We start from the raw sequence: 19417 nt of genomic DNA on the forward strand, positions 1-19417 counted from the left end.
AGGCGGTACTTATTTGAAAATGACGGGAAAATACACAGAAAAAAACGGTGTGACTGTAGAAGTTCCTGATTTGCCTTACGCGGATTTATTGAGGATTCTAGTCAGTGCCGACTGCAGCTATGCGCTTACAAAAAACGATGCCATTTTTTTCTTCATCTATCATCGCCATCACCATGCTGCCGATTGCCCGACCAATCATTATGACACTGGGGATCTTCTCCTTCCAGTGGCGGTGGAAGGATTATATCTAGCCCTTGATCCTCTTGAATGATCCGAAAAAATACACCTTGCAATTGGCGAACCGCAGCTTGGTGGGCGCTGAAAATATCAATCGGAAAATTTTGATTGCTGCCTCGGTAATTTACATCTTGCCTTTGCTGCTGGTCTTTCTCGCCTTTCAGCGCTGGACTCTCGACAGCAATTTGGACAGCGGGTTAAAATAAAAAAATGCCAACTGCTTCGTCGCACCATTCTCCTTTTACGGATGAACGGTGCCACAGAGCAGCGACGCTTTTTATTTTGAAAAGTCTTTCCGTGACAAGTAAATGGCGGTTAATATCCCAACTAAAATAGCCAAACCAAAGACAATGATCGTGCCGATGGCATTGTCTTTTCCTGGCAGGCCCCCGGTGTTGATTCCCCATAGCCCCGCGATTAAGGACGGCACAGCCACCACCAATGCCGCAGAATCTAAGTATTTCATCAGATGGTTTAGATTGTTGTCCATCATATCGGAGAACAAGCCACCAATGGTTTCTAACAAGTCGCGATAGATAGTGACCATTTTCATGGCAAACTTCTGTCGTAGCTTAATGTCATAAACGAGTGCTTCATTATCCAAACGATCCAAAAATTCTTTGCGATCCATCAAACGATCGACAGTATGGTTCTGATCCCGTAAGGTGTGATCCAGATAGACCATGTCTCGTTCGGTATCGGCTAAATTAAACAATTCGTTGTTTTCCGTCGTTTTACGAGCTGCTTCATCTAGTGCATCGATCTGTTTCTTCATTTCCTGCAGACCTTTGATGTAATGGGTGTAGATCATCAGCGTCGAGTAGGCAACAATATCTTCATACCGTTGAATATCTTGCTCATGCTTTTCAATCAGGCGTTTAATCAGTGTAGATTGATGAGAGACATAAGTGATTAAAAGATCTTTGGTATAAATAAACGTCACCGGTTCTAAACGATCTTCGATGCGGTCTTGTGTCACTTCTGACAAATCGATCAAGGTATAAAGAATCGGATGATTTAACTTAGTGTTACGTAAGTATTCCAAACGTGAGACTTCTTCCGGTTCGTTGGCGCCAATAAAAATATCTTCGGGCAGTTGATACTTATCTAACAAGTGGCGTTGTTCCTCTGGATCTGTCCCAGAAACCACCAGCCAATTGTAGTCTTCCCCCGAGGATTCCCTTATTTTTCGGTCGTCCATTTTGTAATACTGAAACATGGTGACTCGCTCCTTTTCTAATTCTCTCTTAATTTAACTATCTAACGCTTCTCGCTTTTTGTCAAAGTAAATGGCTTTTCTTTTTGGAGCTTTTTTCAATTTGAACTAAGTGCATTTTATTAGACGAACCTTTCGATTCATGAGAAACTTTTTATGGGCCCAATAAAAAATTTTAGGAGGAATAGTATGTTTCGTCATCAAAAAGAACTACAGTTTGAAGCTAAACCAGAAAAACCAAATCCGTTAGTTGCGAAATACCTTCAAGAATTAATCGGTGGACAATATGGAGAGATGAGTGTTGCCATGCAATACTTATTCCAAGGATGGAGCTGCCGTGGGGAAGAAAAATACAAAGATATGTTGATGGATATCGCTACTGAAGAGCTTGGACACGTTGAAATGTTAGCAACGATGGTTGCACGTCTGCTGGAAGGTGCACCTGTGGAAGATCAGGAAGCTGCCATGAAAAAAGACCCAACGATCGGTGCGATCATTTCCGGAATGAACCCGCAACATGCCATCGTTGCCGGCTTAGGACCACGTCCTGCTGATAGCGTCGGCAATCCATGGTCAGGTGCGTATATCATTGCTAGTGGCAACTTGCTTGCTGATTTCCGTGCCAACTTAAATGCAGAATCACAAGGTCGTCTGCAAGTAGCACGCATCTATGAAATGATCGATGACCGTGGGGTCAAAGACTTACTTTCGGTCTTATTAGCGCGTGATAGCTACCACCAAAATCTTTGGGCAGCTGCCGTGAAAGAATTGGAAGAAAATGAAGGCTCGATTTTAGTGCCGACTACCTTTGACCGCAAAAACGAACGCTTAGATATCGCTTATGATTTCTATAACTTCTCAGAAGGCGACCAAAGTAAAGAAGGCTCTTGGGCGAAAGGCAAAGCCCTTGATGGTGAAGGCGAATACCAATGGCTAGACGAACCAAAGATCGAAGGAAAAGCGCCAAAACTCGATCAAGTCACACCAAAAATGTATGGCACACCGCCTGAAAAATAATTTAATCAAAAAGAGCAATTGTTTCTGAAACAGAAACCGTTGCTCTTTTTTCTTTGTTTGAGCAAGTTGGTTACGTTCCTGGCAAAAAAGCGTTAGAGTAGAATGTAAAGAAAAGGAGGAATCATTTTATGAAAGCACCTTTACTGACATTAAACGACGGCAATTTACGCCCCGCCGTGGGCATCGGTACCTATCAGATCCGCGGTGGCGAAGGGTTGAGCCAGCTGCAAGCAGCGATCGCTGACGGGTATCGATTGATCGATTCTTCAACCAATTATGACAATGAAGGCATTGTCGGCAAAGCGATCCGTCGCTCTGGTATCCCACGTTCAGAATTTTATATCACCTCAAAATTACCGGGAAAATACCATGGCTATGATGATGCCTTAACCAGCATTCAAGAATCCCTTGCTCGCATGGGACTCGACTACTTCGATGCCTTTTTGATCCACTGGCCATTACCAAAACGCGGCAAATATGTCGAAGCTTGGCAAGCCTTAGTGACCGCCCAGAAATTAGGTTTGATCCGTTCCATCGGCGTTTCCAATTTCGAGCCAGAACATTTGGATGCCATCATTGAAGCAACTGGTGTGACCCCTGCGCTAAATCAAATTGAGATCCATCCTTACTGGGTCCAAGAACGAATGGTTACAGAGAACAAAAAACGCGGCATCGTAACGGAAGCTTGGAGCCCATTAGGCCGCGGCAGCGATGCCCTGAAAGAGCCACTGATCACTGAATTAGCTGAGAAATACCAAAAATCAGCTGGTCAAATCATCTTGCGCTGGCATGTGGAACGTGGCATTTTGCCCCTACCTAAATCAAGAAACCTCGCCCATCAACGAGAAAATCTTGCGATCTTCGACTTTGAACTGACTGAAGATGAAATCAATCAAATCAATCAGTTAAACAAAGCAGACGGCCGCATCGATGGTCAAGACCCAAATGAGTATGAAGAATTTGAATAAACAATTTCAACTGGAAAAAACACCATAGCTATCTCTTGGTAGACAAAACCTCTCAAAAATCAGCGACCAGCTGCTTTTGAGAGGTTTTTTATGTAACCAAGGCTCCAGTGGTTAGCTTTGCCTGGATCAAAGTCGTAAGATCAAAATATTCTTTTTGGCAGAAATTTCCTTGCTAGCAGTTCGATTTTCTTAAAGGCGACAAGCCTCAGCTAGGCGTTCATCACAGCTTTTAATCGAATGTCGGTTTCTTGAAAGAAGGTTGTCCTTCACTGTTTCGACACTTAAAGACAACAACGTTCCCCCCGTTCTCCTTCAGCTTGAAAGGAATTTCCACATGCCCATCAGTGAACATTATCCCCAAAATTCGTGTTTCTTGCGAGGAGGTCTTTTTCGGTAAATGAAGATGGCGAAACTCAGAATGCCACAAAATAGACCGGCACCTCCTAGTAGTTTCACGATAGTCGGCAGCCCTCTCAAGCCCATATCTGCCATTGAAGAAACTGTGCCATTTTCATTAATGCTTCCCCAAAATTGGTATATTTGTTGTTCTAAGTGATTTAATCGCCTATCAAGAGGTTTTCTTTCGTATTCAGGAATTGTGTCATAACGTGGTGTTTTTATGTCTGCCAATATAGCTAAACGTGCTTCTGCAAAAATGTTGGGGTGCTCTGCCAATAGTTTTTGGGCTTTTTTTATCAATTCTCTAGGTGTCCCATCAGCAACCTTTACGCGGAAAAGAGAATAACTAGAAGGATTTCTTTCCAATCGAATCCCATCTATTGCTGTAATTGTTTCATCAATCTTATTTTCAATCAGTTTTTTACTAAGGTAAGTCTCTGGAAACGTTTCAGCATTCAAAAAAGATGTTTCTTCATGCAATTGAAAGCTCAACACATTGTTTTGGTACCTTCTCAAAAACAATCCAGGAACAAAACCAACTCGCACCATTTCAGGTTTTAACTCAAAGGAGCGGTTGACAGGTTCTTCCTCACTAGGCAATAAGTCTGATGTGGCTAAATCTATCTCTTGGATCTTTCCATCAGCGATAAATCCATAGGATTCTGAGATTGACTTCTGTATAATCCTTTCAAGCTCTTCATAAGAAGTTCCCTTCAAACGAATTGTTGCAAAATCATTTTTATCTGGACCGGATAGAAGTTCACCACCAAAATATGAAAGTTCATAAAGCAATTTGTCTAAAACCGTTTCATGGTTTGACCCGAATTCTTGATTAAAGCGCTTCCTATCCAGTTGAAACTGGATCCGATTGTTAATGAAGGTCACTTCTTCATCGAAATACTCTTCCGTCGTTACATCAGCGATAGTCGGCGATGGTGGTTCGGGATTTTCGGATAACCAAAATGACTGTTCTATGGGATAGTAAGTCCTTTTGTTACTGCTATCGACGGCGACCAATTCAAATCGGCTTTTTTGTTGATTTTCAGAAATAAAAAGTCGTGCTTCGCCAAATTTCCGCTCTGTGACCTTTGGCTCCCCCATCGCTCTTTGATACAAATGCCGATCGTATTCGCCATTCACATTGACATAGACTTCTTTCAGCATTTCCCCCTCACTTGGTGTTACCGCATAAATCAATTCAAAGAAGGGAATCATTAGTTCTGAATCGGGTAGCTCTGTGACAATTTCCAGCAATGGTTCAGTGAGTGGCTCTGTGGGTTCTGGGGTAATCCTTTCGCTGTTGAGGATGTCGGCTAAGACGCCTTGGGACTGGTCGGTTGGTTCTTCGGCTGCTAATACTTGCCAACTGGACATATGATAGATGGTAAGAGCAAAGAAACACAGACTAAAGATTTTATGGTTGCGAAAGAGGTTTTTAATGCCTTTCTCGTCGTTTGAATTTATTTGCGCAGCGGATTGCATTCACTTTGCTCCTTTCTTCTTTGGAGGTAACAGAATTCTATTAGAATTTAAGAATGACAAACGGGTATCAGTTTCTACCTGATTGCCTATTCCTTTTTCGTTTTTCTGCCCTTTGACAAGCAAAAAGTTCACATATAAATACAATAAAGCCGATAGAACCAAATCCTATCACTAACGCCATGCTAACAGTCACGCCGTGCCAACCTATATCCATTAACGAAGAAACTGTGCCATTCGGGTTGATGATTGCCCGGATAGGGTAGTTTCGTTCTTCAAAATTACTCCTAACACGCCATCGTCGTTTGTATTCGGCTGTGGTAGTATAGCCATAAATATTTTGCCTTCCTCTGATTATTACATACCCTTTTGAAAAGACTTCGGGATAATTCGTCAGTAGTTGCTGCCCTTTCTTCACTAAATTCCTTGGTGTATTTCCTCTTACAGCTATTTGCACATAAGGATAAGAAAGTCGATTTTCTTCTAAACGAATGCCGTCAATCGCTGCAACAGCTTCGTCGATTTTTTCATTTATCAGTTTCTTACTGAGATAAGTTTCAGGAAACGACTCGGGATTTAAAAAAATGGTTTCTTCATGCAGCTTGAAACCTACCACGTTGTCCTGATACCTTCGGAAAAACAAGCCCGGTACCCAACCGATTTTTAACATATGCCGTTTAAACTCAACCGAGCGATCGACAGGTGCTGCTGTTTTGGGTAACTGGTCCACCTCAGCTAAAGTCATCTCTTCAATTTCTCCATCGGTAACAATACCAGAAGTAAATGTTTCTAAATCATAAATAAATCTATTAAGCTCTCTATAAGGAGTTTGCTTTAACTGAATCGTTACTCTCTCATTCTTGTCTGGTCCAGCAATCAACTCCATGTCATAGTAAGAAAGTTCATCCAACAGCTGATCTAAACTCGTTTCGCCGTTTTGCTCGTTTATTCCTGTAAGTATCTCGTCATTATATTGGAGATGGAGACGATTATGTACAAAAGCTATCTTTCCTTCATAACGATCAAGTATTGATATGTCGGCAATAGTCGGCAACGGCGGTTCGGGATTTTCCGATAACCAAAATGACTGCTCTATGGGATAATAAGTCCTTCTGTTACTGCTATCGACGGCGACTAATTCAAATCGGCTCTCCTGTTCATCGGTAGAAAGAAAGAGACGAGCTTCACCGAATGTTCGCTCTGTAACTTCAGGTTCTCCCGCTTTTTTTTGATACAAGTGCTGATCGTATTCGCCGTTCACATTGACATAGACTTCTTCTAACGTTTGCCCTTCGCTTGGTGTGACCGCATAAATCAATTCTAAAAAAGGAACCATCAATTCTGAATTCGGAAGTTCCGTGACGATTTCCAGCAATGGTTCAGTGAGCGGCTCTGTGGGTTCTGGATTAATTCTTTCGCTGTTGAGGATGGCCGCTAAGGTGCCTTCTATCTGAATTGAATCAGTATCTGAAACTTCGGCTGCTTTTACAGGTAAAACTAAAAAGTGACAGATGGTGAAACAAATTAATAAAATACAAAGAATGATACATAAAGGATTTGCTCTATCAGCCTCTTTCTTACTCATTGCGGCTATGCGTTGATCTGATTGCATTCAATTCACTCCTTACATCTGAGGTTTTCGAAGTTTATGAAAAATGTTCATCAAATGATTATTTTTCACTAGTAAAAAAACTAATTGATAACCATTTGATGAACAACAAATTCATGTTCCTTAAAAAGAACCTTATGCTGCTAAACGTTCAGACTCCACATTGGTCGTCTGAAGATTTTGAGCACTAGTTTCTGAGAGTTCGATTTGCAGCTTTTGAATATTTTCATCAAATAGCTCGTAACGAATTTTTTCAAAAATTTCTGCTAATTGTTGGAAGTTAGAGATGTGGAAGAATTCACCATCTGTTTCTTTTGCAATATTTTCGAGAAAGCGTTGATTTAGATTATTCCCCACCCCTATAGAAAAGATTGTTACATCGTTTTCTTTAGCCTGTTGGATCAATTCTGCCTCTGGGGGACCTGAAATATTATTGTGTCCATCTGTAAGAACAACCATTACTTTTTTTGCGTTTTTTCGTCCATACTGTTCAAATTCTTGGTTACCTTGCGCAATTGCTTGGTTTAATGCAGTACTACCGCCAACTTGCCTAGGAAGCCGTTCAGCTGCAAGTAAAGGATTTAAAAATGAGAAATGTCGATTTACTCTAGAATTAAAGGTAAACAAGCTAATCCGATCGTCACTCGTAAAAGCATCTTCATTTAAAAATAATGCCTGTACTTCATTAGTCATCTGCCTAAAATTATTCGCGCTGATACTGCCAGAATCATCTAATAAAAAGACAGTGTCAATTCCTACATAAGAGGAATCATGTAGAACAACTGTCCCAACATCTCTTTCTTTGATACCCTCTGGAACAGAAAAATTATTGATTCTTGCAGCAATATGCCATGGGTAATGAACTGTGATTCGATAATCATGACCGGGTGGTTGATTGAAGAAACGAAATTCACCCAATGAATTCGTCCATGTTTGTTCTAATAGTTTATTATTCTGATACAAATGAACGCGAGCATTTTCTAATAAGTAACCGGTAGATTCTTGTCTGACTTTCCCTCGAATCAGAACCGTATCCCTGTCCGGATCTACACCACGAGCTTGCTTTAAAGCCGCAAAAGCACTTACTTGATAATAGGTCATTTCAGGAGTATTTGGTCTGGTTTCTGTGACTTTTAAACCAGAGCGTATCGCAGACTGAGTAATAACCCCCTTAACTTGAGCACCAGAAAGACCTGGGTTTTCCGACCATACAAGAGCGGCAAGACCAGTAACATGAGGTGCTGCCATGGAAGTACCGTTCTTATTAACATATAAGTCCTTGCTAACCGATGAAGCACTTTTTATATCATGCCCTGGTGCAACAACATCTACAATTGTTCCATAATTAGAGAAACTAGCCATCCGAATTCTATTATTCACATTAGTCGTTGCTCCGACTGTTATAATTCGTTCTCTTAATGCATGATTTTCTCCAATATTAGAAAAGGATTGCCCATATCTAGCATCAATCGCATTGTTTCCTGCAGCATGAACAATGACAAACTCATAGTTCTCATCAACTAATCGTTGAGTTTTCCTAATGAAAATATTAAAAAGTCCCAATTGCGGAAATTGAAATCCGCTACCACCAAGACTCACGTTTACAACTTGAGCCCCATTTTCGACATTCCATTTTAAACCACTTAATTGAGCATTAGCACTGGTTGATAAAAATTTTTTACCCGTGTTTCTATTTGTAGCTATTCCATCAAACGAATTATAACTAAGAAGATTCTGCCGTGAAATATTAATCACTCCACTGACTCCTAGTTGATTATCTTGAATGGCTCCGATCGTTCCCATAACATGCGTACCATGATCGGCTGTAAATAGTTCCGTATTTGTTTTAGCGTTTGGATCATTTTCAATATTTCCAGCTGGTATCTGTAGGTCCTCATGCTTCCCCCAAACACCATCATCAATAATCCCTACTTTGACATTCTCCCTTTCATGTGTGCCAAATAACGCCCATGCTTCGGGTAAATTAATCGCACGTAGCCCCCATTCACCGTTATTCCACCAAGGATCGTCAGGAAAATATTCCTTATTGCTCAGTGTTTCCACAGGGGTGACTTCGTTGATTGATGCATCATCTAATGTATCAAGATTGCCATCTTCAAAGACTTCTGGGAAATTTTCTATCACATCTTCAATCATTTCAATCAGCTCTTCTGCCGTACTTTCTTTCACTTGAACAGTAAGCTGACCGAGCCAATCAGGTTCGATCAATAAAGTGGCATCAATGGAAGCAAGTGCTTCTTCAATCAGCTCTGGCGTCACATTTTTTCTTTCCTCAACGGTAGCTCCTGTAAGCCATAACTGGAAGCGATTATTCACAAAGGTGCGTTCATCTTCCCAAAAGAACTCCGTACTAATTTCTTCTGGTTTTGGTGAATCTGGAACAGGATGTTCCACCACTTTCACAGGTTGATCAACTTTATAACTTCCTGTCACACCACTACTATCAAAAGCCACGACCTCAATATGATTTTCTCCTTGTATCGGTCGGAAAAAGACTCTCCCTGTGCCCAACTCACCCTTGGGCGTAATACCATTCCCGCCTTTCAGATACAAATAACTATCAAAATTACCGTTGATCTTCACATAGACTTCTATAATCTCATTGCCTATTGTTGGGGTTGCTGTATACTCAATGTCAATGAATGGGACAGTGACTTCTCCTTCTGGAAACGCTGTATGAACAATGATCATGGGTTCTTCGATCTCCTTTGGAATGTCAGGTTCTTTATAGGAAAATTGAAATACTGGATAGCCCTTATCAATGATCCAAGTATCTTCAAAGTCCCACCCATCGAATGTCCCTGACTGTGAAAATTCTTGCGTATCTTTTCCTTGAGGTCTAGCACCACTCGTTTGCTCGCCGCCTGCATTACTTAAATTTTGTGCGATACCAGCTATTTGCTGATCAAAATAATTCGTCCCTGCATATTGTTGCCGTGTGCCAAGATGTTGACCGGCAAAAGCACCTGCACGCTCTTGATTTCTTTCATCCGTATGGATCGTATTCGCTGCATAGCTGTTTTCAATGATCGCTGAATCATAGAATGTACCAACAAAGCCACCTAGTTCGGTTGTTCCAGTCACTGCTCCTCGTGCGTAAGAATTACTTACAGAGGCCGAGTTATACAACGCTCCGACAAAGCCACCTGTATAGCGCACAGCCTCGACAGAACCATAAGCCGCAGACTGGTCAACCGTTGAACGATCGTAAATAACTCCAGCAAAGCCGCCATTGTAGGCCCCTTTGCCGACTACTTTCGCATGCGTCAGTGTTTGCCGCACTTCACTGCCTTCATAAATTGCCCCAAATGCCCCTCCGGCATAGGAGCCTCTTCCCTGTACGCTGCTTTCAGTATCGACAATGTTTTTCGTTACTAATGTGCCATTGCTGTGCGCCTGAGCAGAGTATCCATAAGTAACCCCAGCTATCCCTCCAGCATAGGAATACGCCTCTACCTTGGCACGATTGATTGCATTATCGAATAATGAAGAGTTACGAGCAGCACCGACAAGTCCTCCGGCGTAATTGCTAACGCTATTTGTCAGGACATTGATATGTTCTACCTGATTGTTTTCCAGTCGTGTATTATCTCCAGAATAACCAATCAGCCCGCCGGCATACCCAAGCAGCGCCGTGGCTCTAACTGTATGCCCGTTGCCAATCACCTGATTGTTTTCTAAAACGGCACCATTGTTTGTTACATGCGTCGTTCGCCCTGCAATGACACCAACAGCGGAAGATCCTAGGATATCCCCACCAAGTGCAACGGTCACATTTTTGATTGTCGCTCCATTGACTGAACCAAATAAACCTAAAAAACTACTACCTGTTCGATTTATCCGCAACCCACTGATCGTATGGCCATTACCATTGAACACACCCGTAAAGTTTGGGATCGGTAGCCATCCTTGATTCGCAGTATTTGTATTAGAACGATAGTCGGATAGATCAATGTCCTTAACTAGCTTAAAATTACCGTTTAGTTCCTTACGTATTAAGGTATCTAATTCTTCTGCTGAATGAATCTCTGTATATTCGATACCATCTTCACTATTTTGCTTTTGTTCTGTAGAAGTAACGGCTTCTACCACATTGTCAGCATAACGACCAAATGGAAATAGATTAAGTACAAGGACAACGATCAGTCCGACAAGCAGATACTTATGTAGTTTCCGACTCCTTCGCTTGTCTGTTTCTTCACAATAACTTTTATCACCTAACATTCTCTTTTCTTTTTTCATATTCTTCCTCTCCTTCTTATCGAAAAATCGATACCCACTACCTACTCCATAAGCTGCTCCTTTCTAATCAACGGTTTGTAGATTTTTTATTCATTATTTGTTGTCTTGCTGTAGCTCCCAAGCTAATTATACCGAGCGGGAAGTTAAACAACAATCGTTTTTGTAGTATTTTATTCATATTTTAGCTAGCATTTTATATAATTTTATTTTTAAAGACCATTATTAAGTAAAAATACATAATTCCAGTTTAAGCCTTCTTTGCTTGAATCGCTTTTTCATCCCTATGCTCCGGCCCTTTTCTAACAAGTAAGCAAAAAAAGACATTCTCTCGCAAGGAGAAAATGTCTTGAATGGTTTCTTTGACCGTCTTATTTCGCTAAGGAACGACTAACTCTTGACTTACAGCTGATAATGGATCGCTTCTTGGTACTTTTCAAACAGGGACTGGTTCAATTCATCCCCGCCGTCTAGATTCGCTGAGTAAAAAATCGGCGGATAGTCGACACCGGCTTCTTTTAGTTTTTGGCAAACTTCAACGATGATCGCATTTAAGATCGTTGCGCCGACTACGGTGGATGTAGGTCCGACTTTTTGTTCTACGTCTGGAATCGTACACGCAGCATCGCCAATCTCCCCATGATTGTCGATGACGATATCCGCCGTTTCAAACAAACGCAAGCCTGATGTATGACGGCTGCTGACTGTTTTCGAATAGGTAAGGTTCGTTAATGCGATGATCTTGACCCCTTTTTCTTTGGCATGAAGCGCCATATCGATGATAACTGGATTTCGCCCAGACACCGAATGCAAGATCAGCACATCGCCTGCTGTAAAGGGCTGGGTCGCCGCCAAGGCACTACCGTAGCCTTCTAAGCGCTCCATTTTACTAGTGAAGGTGATTGGGCTGCGATCAAGCATCAGTTCTCTTCCAAAGATCGCGTTGATCGTCATCATGCCGCCTGCTCGATAATACATCTCTTCGGCTAAGATCCCAGCGTGACTAGCGCCAAAAATGTAGATGGCTTTTTTGGTCAAGTTGGCTTGCGTCAGTAATTCAATGGCTTGCTCAATCGCTGGTGCTTCTTTTTCTTCTACAATAGACAATAGTTCTTTTGCTTTTTCAAAGTATTGAAACATTTAAAACCCTCCAAACAGCTTGCCGATCAATTCACCAAGGATGCCCCATAAAGATAAATCGTTCCCACCGAAAATCAAGATCCAGTTTTGAATCGTCGTTGAGAATAACGCTGCAGAGATCCCAACGAGTGCTACCATAACGACAGAAGCTGTGATCGTACCAATAATGGCCCCTCGCAAGCCCCCTTGTCCTTCGCCAATCACCGCAGCACCGCCACATTCAAAGAAGCTGGTGATGACTAAAGGAACGATCAAAATGCCAAAGACGTTGGTCGTATTGGCAATGACCACTAAAATCGTTGAGGTGATCATCGCCACGATAAAGCCGATGATTACAGCATTTGGACGATAGTTGAACAAGATGGGCACATCAAAAGCTGGTTTTGCTCCAGGAACGACTTTTTCTGCGATCCCTTGAAAGGCGGGAATGATTTGGTTGATCAATAGACGTACCCCATACAACATGATCAATAGTCCTGCACCGAAGTTCAAGCCAGCATCAACCGCAAACATCACCAAGTTGCCCCCTTCAGGAACTAATACGGGCGCAATCAGACCGATAACGATATTCATCAAAAACATCACTAACGCGCCAGTAATCGATATTTCACGGAAAAACGATAGATTTTCTGGCACTTTCAAATCTTCCGTCGATTTTTCTTTGTTTCCGACCCGTTTTGCAACAAAGCCTGAAACCAATGACAAGATCCCCGTTGGATGACCGATCAAGAATGAATCATCGCCTGTGGCATCCCACACATATTTACGCATGATCCATGGCATGAAGGACCAGTAACAAGCAGATAGAACCGCCCCTAAGATCAACAGTGGGATTCCGGTAAGTCCGCCTTCAACGCCCCCAGCGACGATGACGAATGGGAACCACCACAACATGTGACCGGTGAGGAAAATCGTCTTCACAGGTGTAAAGCGAGCAATCAATAGATGAATGATCAGGCCGAAAAACATCGCTAAACCAACTGTTCCGCCGTATTCTGCCGTAAAGGTGATGTCAGAGAGTCCATCTGACACAGCAACGCCTAATTGGGTTTGAACCGCAGCATTGATCGGTGCGATCGTTCCCACCAACATGTTTACCCCAGCCGTCAATGCCACCATCCCGAAGGAAGCTGTTAAGGTTCCTTTGACGACTTCTGCGAAGGGCTTTCTTTGTACCAATAACCCAATCATGGCAATGATCCCCAATAGGACTGGCGGATTTTTTAAAATATAATCCGTGACAAAATTCATGATTATCCCTCTCTTTCAGCTAAAAATTTTTCCATTTGCTGTTTGACTTCTTCTTTATCCATATACTTTTTGATTGGATAAACGGGTGCTTTCACGGATCCTTTTAACTCATTCAATAATTCATTACTCGTAAAATAAACATCTGCTGGTGTCGCTTTTGCCGTTGATAAATCAGTATTCTCGGCAGTTGCCGTCAACCCTAACTCTTTGATCACCTTATCGATCGTCATCTTCAATACCATTGAGCTTCCTACACCAAATCCACATACTGCTAAAATTTTCATATCCTTTTCCTCCTATTGGAATAATTGACAAATTTGTTCCCGATCGCCGTTTAATATCACGTTGTATTTTTCTTCATCCATAAAGATCGCCATGATCTCTTTCAAGCTTTCTAGATGGCTTTCACTATCTGCGGCGGCTAAGACAAGAAATATCCGCACCGGTTTGCCCTCAAGATCGATGGGCTGTTTCGTTACTAAAAGGCTCATACTTTGCTCCAAAACCCCTTCTCCAGGACGGGCATGCATCAGCGCAAAGTAATCCGCCAACACCATGTAAGGACCATTTTCTTCCACGCTTTGAATCATCGCTTCGATGTAAGCTGACGTGATCAGCGCTTCATCCAGCAAGGGCTGACTGGCTAATTTTACAGCTGAGCGCCAATCTGCCACTGTCTCATCCGTCTGTATATGCTTCTCAGGCAAATAATCCTTCACTTTCATTCTGATTTAACCTCCAACATTTTTGATAGGAACCATTCTTTGTTTTCGATTCCTTGCATGATCAATTTCATCATTGGTTCCACCTTTTGCGTCTCATCCTCTCGGATCATCAATAAAATAATGATGTCGGCTTTTTGGTTGCCCCATTCTACTGGCTGATCCAAAAGCAGGATCGAGATCGCTGTTTTTTCGACATAATTCGGATTGCCATGAGGGATGGCAAAGCCATTATCTAAATAGGTTGATTGTAGCTGCTCTCTTTCAATGACGGATTGCCGAAACTGCGCTTTTCGTTTTTCATCACTAAAAGGGGTTTGTTCGACCAAAAAATTGATGGCTTCTGTTTTACTGGCAAATCGCTCGAAAAAGACGGTTGGCTGGATCATCGATTGGGCTTGAAGAAGTAAACCATTTTGATCGACCACCGCCTCATTATCGATGACTAAATCGATGTAGTGATTCATGATCCGCTTCATGTCGCGATTAGTCACCATAGGCGAGATCCGCACCACAGGTTTTTGAATCCCGACGAGATCGATGGTTGAAATAATAAAATCGATCGCCGAGATGTCCATCTGCTTTAATTTTTCTACTGAAACGGTTTCGATACTGTCGATTTCAGGCAGAATGCGACGAATTTTCGCAGAGACAAATGAGCTAGTGCCGACACCATTGGGACAGACAAAAATGATTTTGTTCATGCGACGCATTCGCTCGATTGCTGCTTGAAAATGGATCGTGACAAATCCGATCTCATCATCAGAGATCCCCACTTGATACGCTTTCAAGAAATCATGAAGCGAGAACCAGACCACGCCATACAAGGCAGGATAGTTTTGTTTGATTTCTTCTAACAAAGGGTTGATGACTGTGGTTTGCGCTTCGATCCGCAGCAGTAGTTGATACAGATGGATCGTCACATCTTCTTCCAAACGATTGTCTTGGGTCAAGTCGGTGCCTAAGCCTTCGCTGATCTTTTGAATCAAGTTACGCACTTTTCCCCGAAAGACAAAAGGAACTTTTTCACTTTTCATAAAAAATTTCAAGCCGCTACCGACAATCAGGTAGGTTAGATATTGCACTTCTTTTGGTGAAAATTGATAAATGTGTTGTTCTTCGATTTCTTTCAGTAGCTCATAGACTAACGGATATTTGTCGAACTCCAAAAACAGCTTCCCCACTTGGCGGTTTTCTTCAATCACTAAGCTTTCCGCATGACTCGCCCGCTCGATCAGCAGCACGATGGAAAGGACGATACTTTGGATATAGCTGTCGGGCATTTCTACTTGTTTTTCCACTAATGCTCGACGAAAGGCCTGATTTACTTCCTGGTATTTCGCAGGTTCCACCAACAAGGAAAACGCCGCTGGTTGATCCAGCATCATTAAGCAAAAGCGTTTGAGCACTCGATGGATCTGGGATTCACTTCCTTCAAAAAATGTACCTGAATTATCAAATCTCAGACGTAAGCTTTCTTTTTGAAACAGCTCTTTTAAATAAGAAATATCTTTAGCAATGCTGCTGCGGGAAACGAAATAATCCTCTGCTAACTGCTGATAGCTGAGGTGCTCGCCAGCAATCAACCGTTTAAAAATCAAAATCCTTCGTTCCGATGTCCCCGAATAATTCATTTTCATACGCTCACCCTCTACATCTATTTTATTGCTACTGTACCAAATTAGAAGGCTAATTGTTAGATTAAAGAATGATTAAAAGGAGTGTACACTTTGATTTTTAAGGCTCCTGAAGGCATTTTATAACAATTTCAAGGCGCTTTTTTTCACAATCTGCCGCCTTTCTCTTATAATTAAGCTAGGATTTATATAGGAGGAGATAACATGAAATGGCGTGGGGGTAGACAAAGCAGCAATGTCGATGATCGAACGGGGCGATCATCTGGCTCAGGTGGGATGTTGGCTGCTGGTGGCGGGATCGGTACGGTGATCATCGCTGTTTTATTTTTCCTGTTTAGCGGTGGTGATTTAAATTCGCTGCCGGATGTCTTGGGTGGCAGCGGACAAGCAGCCAATTACCAGACAGAAAATGTGGGCACCAGTGAGTACACGGAAGAAAAAGAGTTTTCCGCAGTCGTGTTCGGCTATTTAGAAGATTACTGGCAAGACGTTTTTCAAGAGCGGCAAGAAACCTATCAAGACCCAACACTCGTATTATTTACGGGAAGTGTCCAGTCGGCATGCGGATATGCCACGTCACAGGTTGGTCCGTTTTATTGCCCAGCAGATGAGAATGTGTACCTTGATCTGAGTTTTGCCAATGAGCTTTCTGATAAATATGGCGCAAGCGGCGACTTTGCAATGGCCTATGTCATCGCCCATGAAGTCGGTCATCATGTGCAAAATGAGCTGGGGATCACCCAACAATTGGAAAAAATCCGCCAGCAAGTTTCAGAGAAGGAGTACAACCAGTACAGCGTTCGCTTGGAGTTGCAAGCTGACTACTTAGCTGGTACCTTTGCGAAATATTTGCAAGGCGAAACCTATCAAGGACAGCCGATTTTAGAAGCTGGCGATATTCAAGAAGCGATCACGGCTGCCAATGCCATCGGGGATGATACGCTGCAAAAAGAATACCAAAGCTATGTTGTTCCAGATAGTTTTACGCACGGCACATCGCAGCAGCGCGTGGACTGGTTTAACCGTGGCTATCGTTATGGTGACTTAGCACATGGCGACACCTTTAATGTCGATAGCCTTGATTTAAGCAAGTAGCTTCAACTAAAAAAACACTCCGTAACAGCATGAACCGCCTGCTGCTTCGGAGTGTTTTTAGGTTCTGGGTGTCCCTTCAAGCCTTTTGGTGAAGGGGCACTTTAGGCTTTCTTAACTTTCGCAACGATTTTTTCGCAAAAACGTGCCTGCTTCGTCATACTTTTTTCACATTTCGAGACTATTATATAAGCATACCAACAAACAACCCTAACACTTTTTCATTTTTACTCCTTTGCCTGTCAGTCCCCGCTGACAGGCTCTTTTTTGTCTTTTGATTGTAGTGCTCAGACCTGCAAGTCTTTGCGCTCGTAACGGTAAAAGGTGCCAAAGAAACACAATACACCGATCAGCAGTACCCATAGGATTGATGTGGCGCCGTTATCCATGAGTTGGACGGGTAATGCCATCCGCACAGGCGAAAGTCCTGCCAGCCATTCCAATTTATCGTAGAGTTCCCCCACGATGCCGAGCAAATACAGACCGAACACGCAGCCTAAGCCGACACTTGCGGTTTGTTTGCTGGAACGCAAGATCGTGGATAAAAAGAAACCTAGACAGAGGAAGAAGACTAAGACACCATACTCGGCAACGAAGATTTTGCTGATTTCTTCTATAAAAGAGGACAGGTCGTCTCCTGGTAGTTTGAATAGAGCAAACGAGGCCAGACTACTGCCATAGGCAATCAGCCAAAAGCCAGTCAGCAGCAACAATCGGGCGAGGAACTTCCACCCAACGATTTCTCTGCGGCTAATAGGCTGAGCATATAAATACTCGATCGTTCCTTCTGATTCTTCAGTGATCAGACTGTTCAAGCCTAAAAGCATCCCATAAATACACGCGGCGATAAATAAGTATTGAAAGTAGTACCCGAAAAAGCCTGTCGGTGAAACCAAGCTTGAGGGTCCTGTCAGTTGGATGTTAAAGATGCCTAGTAATTCTGGGCTGAAAGAGCCCAACATCTGGTCTAAGGACGTTTTCATTTCTGGCGTGATCATTTGAGGATAGATAGCCGTAAATGCAAAAATGATTGCTGCAAAAAGGATCGTCCAGACCAGCCAGCCTTTGAAGGTATTTTTAAGGTCGATTTTCATTAAAGTCATTTTCGAGAACCTCCTTCATAGAGCAGCATAAATTGCTGTTCAAGGGTTGGGTGTTCGATCGTGAACTCTTTAATGGCAGGATTGGTTAAAAAATGTGCCAGTTGATTCATGTCCCCTTGATAGAAAAAACGCAAGGTGTGTGATTCCTGAGCAAGAACTTGCACGTTTTCCAAGCCGGCTAATGAGAGGCTCCCCTCATTCGTGAGCGTTACAACTTTGCCGAAATTTTCTTCCTCACTCAGTTCTTTCACGGTGATGATCTGTCCTTCACGAATAAAGGCGGTCCGATGGGCATAGGTCTGAATTTCATGCAAATCATGGCTAGATAGAAAAATCGTCATCCCCTGTTTGTTTCTTCTAAGGAGCTCTTCAAACAGCCGTTTTTGAATCAAGGGATCTAAGCCATTGGTCGGTTCATCTAAAATCAACATTCTCGGTTGTGCAATCAAGGCGCTCGCAAGCCCGACTTTTTTCTTGTTGCCCAAAGAAAGTTCTGCGATCGATTTGTTTGGATCAATTTGAAAAAGCTCCATCAAATTCTGAATCTCTTTTTTTGGCTGCTTGACTTGATGAAAATCTGCCGTAAATGCCAGCAATTCTGCTGTCGTCATTTTTGAATAAAACCGTACATCACTGGAAACATATCCAGTAAACGTTTTGATTTCTTTGGCTGCTTGTTGGCAATCTCGTCCAAAAATCGCCGCATGCCCTGCATCCGGTTTAATAAAATTCAACAATACTTTGATGGTCGTTGATTTTCCCGCACCATTTGGTCCGATAAAGCCAAAAATCTCTCCTTCTGCCACTTGCAATGATACATTCTCGATGGCGTACTTCTTGTTGTATTGTTTGCTTAATCCGTTGATCGTAATGGCATCCATCCTGTCCCCTCCTTGTACTGCTTTGATGCCATCAGTGTAGCCTTATTTCGTGTTTCCGTCAATCAAAGATCTAAAAGGGTTCCGCTGGAATGTTTTACGAAAATCATCAAAAGATTGACACACTTCTATTACTTTCTCTTCCGATATTTTTCACATTTTCCCGCTATTATCAATACATACCAACAAACAACCCTAACACTTTTTCATTTTTACTCCTATCCCGCCAGTCCCCGCTGGCGGGCTCCTTTTTTTTATCGGCAAAAAAACGCAGACCTAGCAGCAACTGGCTTTAGCAAATGTAGCACTCGCTAAAGTCAATTGACTGACTGTCCTGCGTTTTTTGTCTCGATCATTTATGGGACCGGATGAATCAGAGTTGATTCATCCGTCCCACTTTCATTATTGA

The 19417-nt window shown here is 42.4% G+C and carries 16 protein-coding genes; 5 read left to right on the plus strand and 11 right to left on the minus strand.

Annotated features, from left to right (window positions below; all coding sequences use genetic code 11):
- Positions 1–19: 19 nt before the first annotated feature.
- Positions 20–271 (plus strand): hypothetical protein, encoded by a 252-nt coding sequence (locus tag A5877_RS04045; RefSeq protein WP_223347170.1) that lies wholly within the window; start codon positions 20–22, stop codon positions 269–271.
- A complete protein-coding gene (locus tag A5877_RS04050; protein WP_086316424.1) occupies positions 255–443 on the plus strand; it encodes a maltose ABC transporter permease in 189 nt (62 codons plus the stop codon). Before A5877_RS04045 ends, A5877_RS04050 begins: the two co-directional genes overlap by 17 nt.
- Before the next feature lie 71 nt (positions 444–514).
- On the opposite strand, the gene A5877_RS04055 is transcribed toward A5877_RS04050, so the two are convergent.
- Positions 515–1456: a magnesium transporter CorA family protein gene (locus A5877_RS04055; RefSeq protein ID WP_005234580.1), complete on the minus strand. Its 942-nt coding sequence runs from the start codon at positions 1454–1456 to the stop codon at positions 515–517.
- A gap of 186 nt (positions 1457–1642) precedes the next feature.
- Here A5877_RS04055 and A5877_RS04060 point away from each other — a divergent pair, with 186 nt between their 5' ends.
- Positions 1643–2470, plus strand: coding sequence for a manganese catalase family protein (locus A5877_RS04060; RefSeq protein WP_034872349.1), 828 nt, complete (start codon positions 1643–1645; stop codon positions 2468–2470).
- Between the two features lie 128 nt (positions 2471–2598).
- The gene (locus A5877_RS04065; protein WP_016621425.1) at positions 2599–3438 is read left to right on the plus strand and encodes an aldo/keto reductase; all 840 of its coding nucleotides are present in this window, start codon (positions 2599–2601) and stop codon (positions 3436–3438) included.
- 351 nt (positions 3439–3789) lie between these two features.
- Here the strand turns inward: A5877_RS04065 and A5877_RS04070 are convergent, their stop codons facing one another.
- The 8 genes from A5877_RS04070 to A5877_RS04105 all read right to left on the minus strand — a co-directional run bounded on the left by A5877_RS04070 (position 3790) and on the right by A5877_RS04105 (position 15938).
- On the minus strand, positions 3790–5319 hold the full coding sequence (locus A5877_RS04070) for a hypothetical protein (protein ID WP_016613651.1): 1530 nt from the start codon (positions 5317–5319) through the stop codon (positions 3790–3792).
- Positions 5320–5386: 67 nt separating this feature from the next.
- Entirely contained in the window at positions 5387–6928 is a 1542-nt protein-coding gene (locus A5877_RS04075; RefSeq protein WP_016613652.1) for a hypothetical protein, read from the minus strand.
- Positions 6929–7060: 132 nt separating this feature from the next.
- Complete coding sequence (locus A5877_RS04080) at positions 7061–11188, minus strand: S8 family serine peptidase (protein WP_016613653.1); 4128 nt, start codon at positions 11186–11188, stop codon at positions 7061–7063.
- Positions 11189–11587: 399 nt separating this feature from the next.
- Complete coding sequence (locus A5877_RS04085; protein WP_005234557.1) at positions 11588–12325, minus strand: SIS domain-containing protein; 738 nt, start codon at positions 12323–12325, stop codon at positions 11588–11590.
- Positions 12326–13576, minus strand: a complete 1251-nt coding sequence (locus A5877_RS04090; protein ID WP_005234555.1) for a PTS ascorbate transporter subunit IIC — start codon at positions 13574–13576, stop codon at positions 12326–12328.
- A gap of 2 nt (positions 13577–13578) precedes the next feature.
- Entirely contained in the window at positions 13579–13860 is a 282-nt protein-coding gene (locus tag A5877_RS04095) for a PTS sugar transporter subunit IIB (RefSeq protein ID WP_016613655.1), read from the minus strand.
- 12 nt (positions 13861–13872) lie between these two features.
- Positions 13873–14301 (minus strand): PTS sugar transporter subunit IIA, encoded by a 429-nt coding sequence (locus A5877_RS04100; RefSeq protein WP_016613656.1) that lies wholly within the window; start codon positions 14299–14301, stop codon positions 13873–13875.
- Positions 14298–15938, minus strand: a complete 1641-nt coding sequence (locus A5877_RS04105; RefSeq protein ID WP_086316425.1) for a PRD domain-containing protein — start codon at positions 15936–15938, stop codon at positions 14298–14300. Before A5877_RS04105 ends, A5877_RS04100 begins: the two co-directional genes overlap by 4 nt.
- 201 nt (positions 15939–16139) lie before the next feature.
- Between A5877_RS04105 and A5877_RS04110 the strand changes: the two genes are divergently transcribed.
- Entirely contained in the window at positions 16140–17030 is an 891-nt protein-coding gene (locus A5877_RS04110; RefSeq protein WP_086316426.1) for a neutral zinc metallopeptidase, read from the plus strand.
- 284 nt (positions 17031–17314) lie between these two features.
- Here A5877_RS04110 and A5877_RS04115 read toward each other — a convergent pair whose 3' ends face one another.
- Positions 17315–18130: an ABC transporter permease subunit gene (locus A5877_RS04115; protein WP_086316427.1), complete on the minus strand. Its 816-nt coding sequence runs from the start codon at positions 18128–18130 to the stop codon at positions 17315–17317.
- A complete protein-coding gene (locus tag A5877_RS04120) occupies positions 18127–19011 on the minus strand; it encodes an ABC transporter ATP-binding protein (RefSeq protein ID WP_086316428.1) in 885 nt (294 codons plus the stop codon). The genes A5877_RS04115 and A5877_RS04120 overlap by 4 nt, the downstream gene beginning before the upstream one ends.
- Positions 19012–19417 lie beyond the last annotated feature (406 nt).

The organism is Enterococcus sp. 3C7_DIV0644, from assembly GCF_002141235.1.
Classification (GTDB): Bacteria; Bacillota; Bacilli; order Lactobacillales; family Enterococcaceae; genus Enterococcus_D; species Enterococcus_D entomosocium.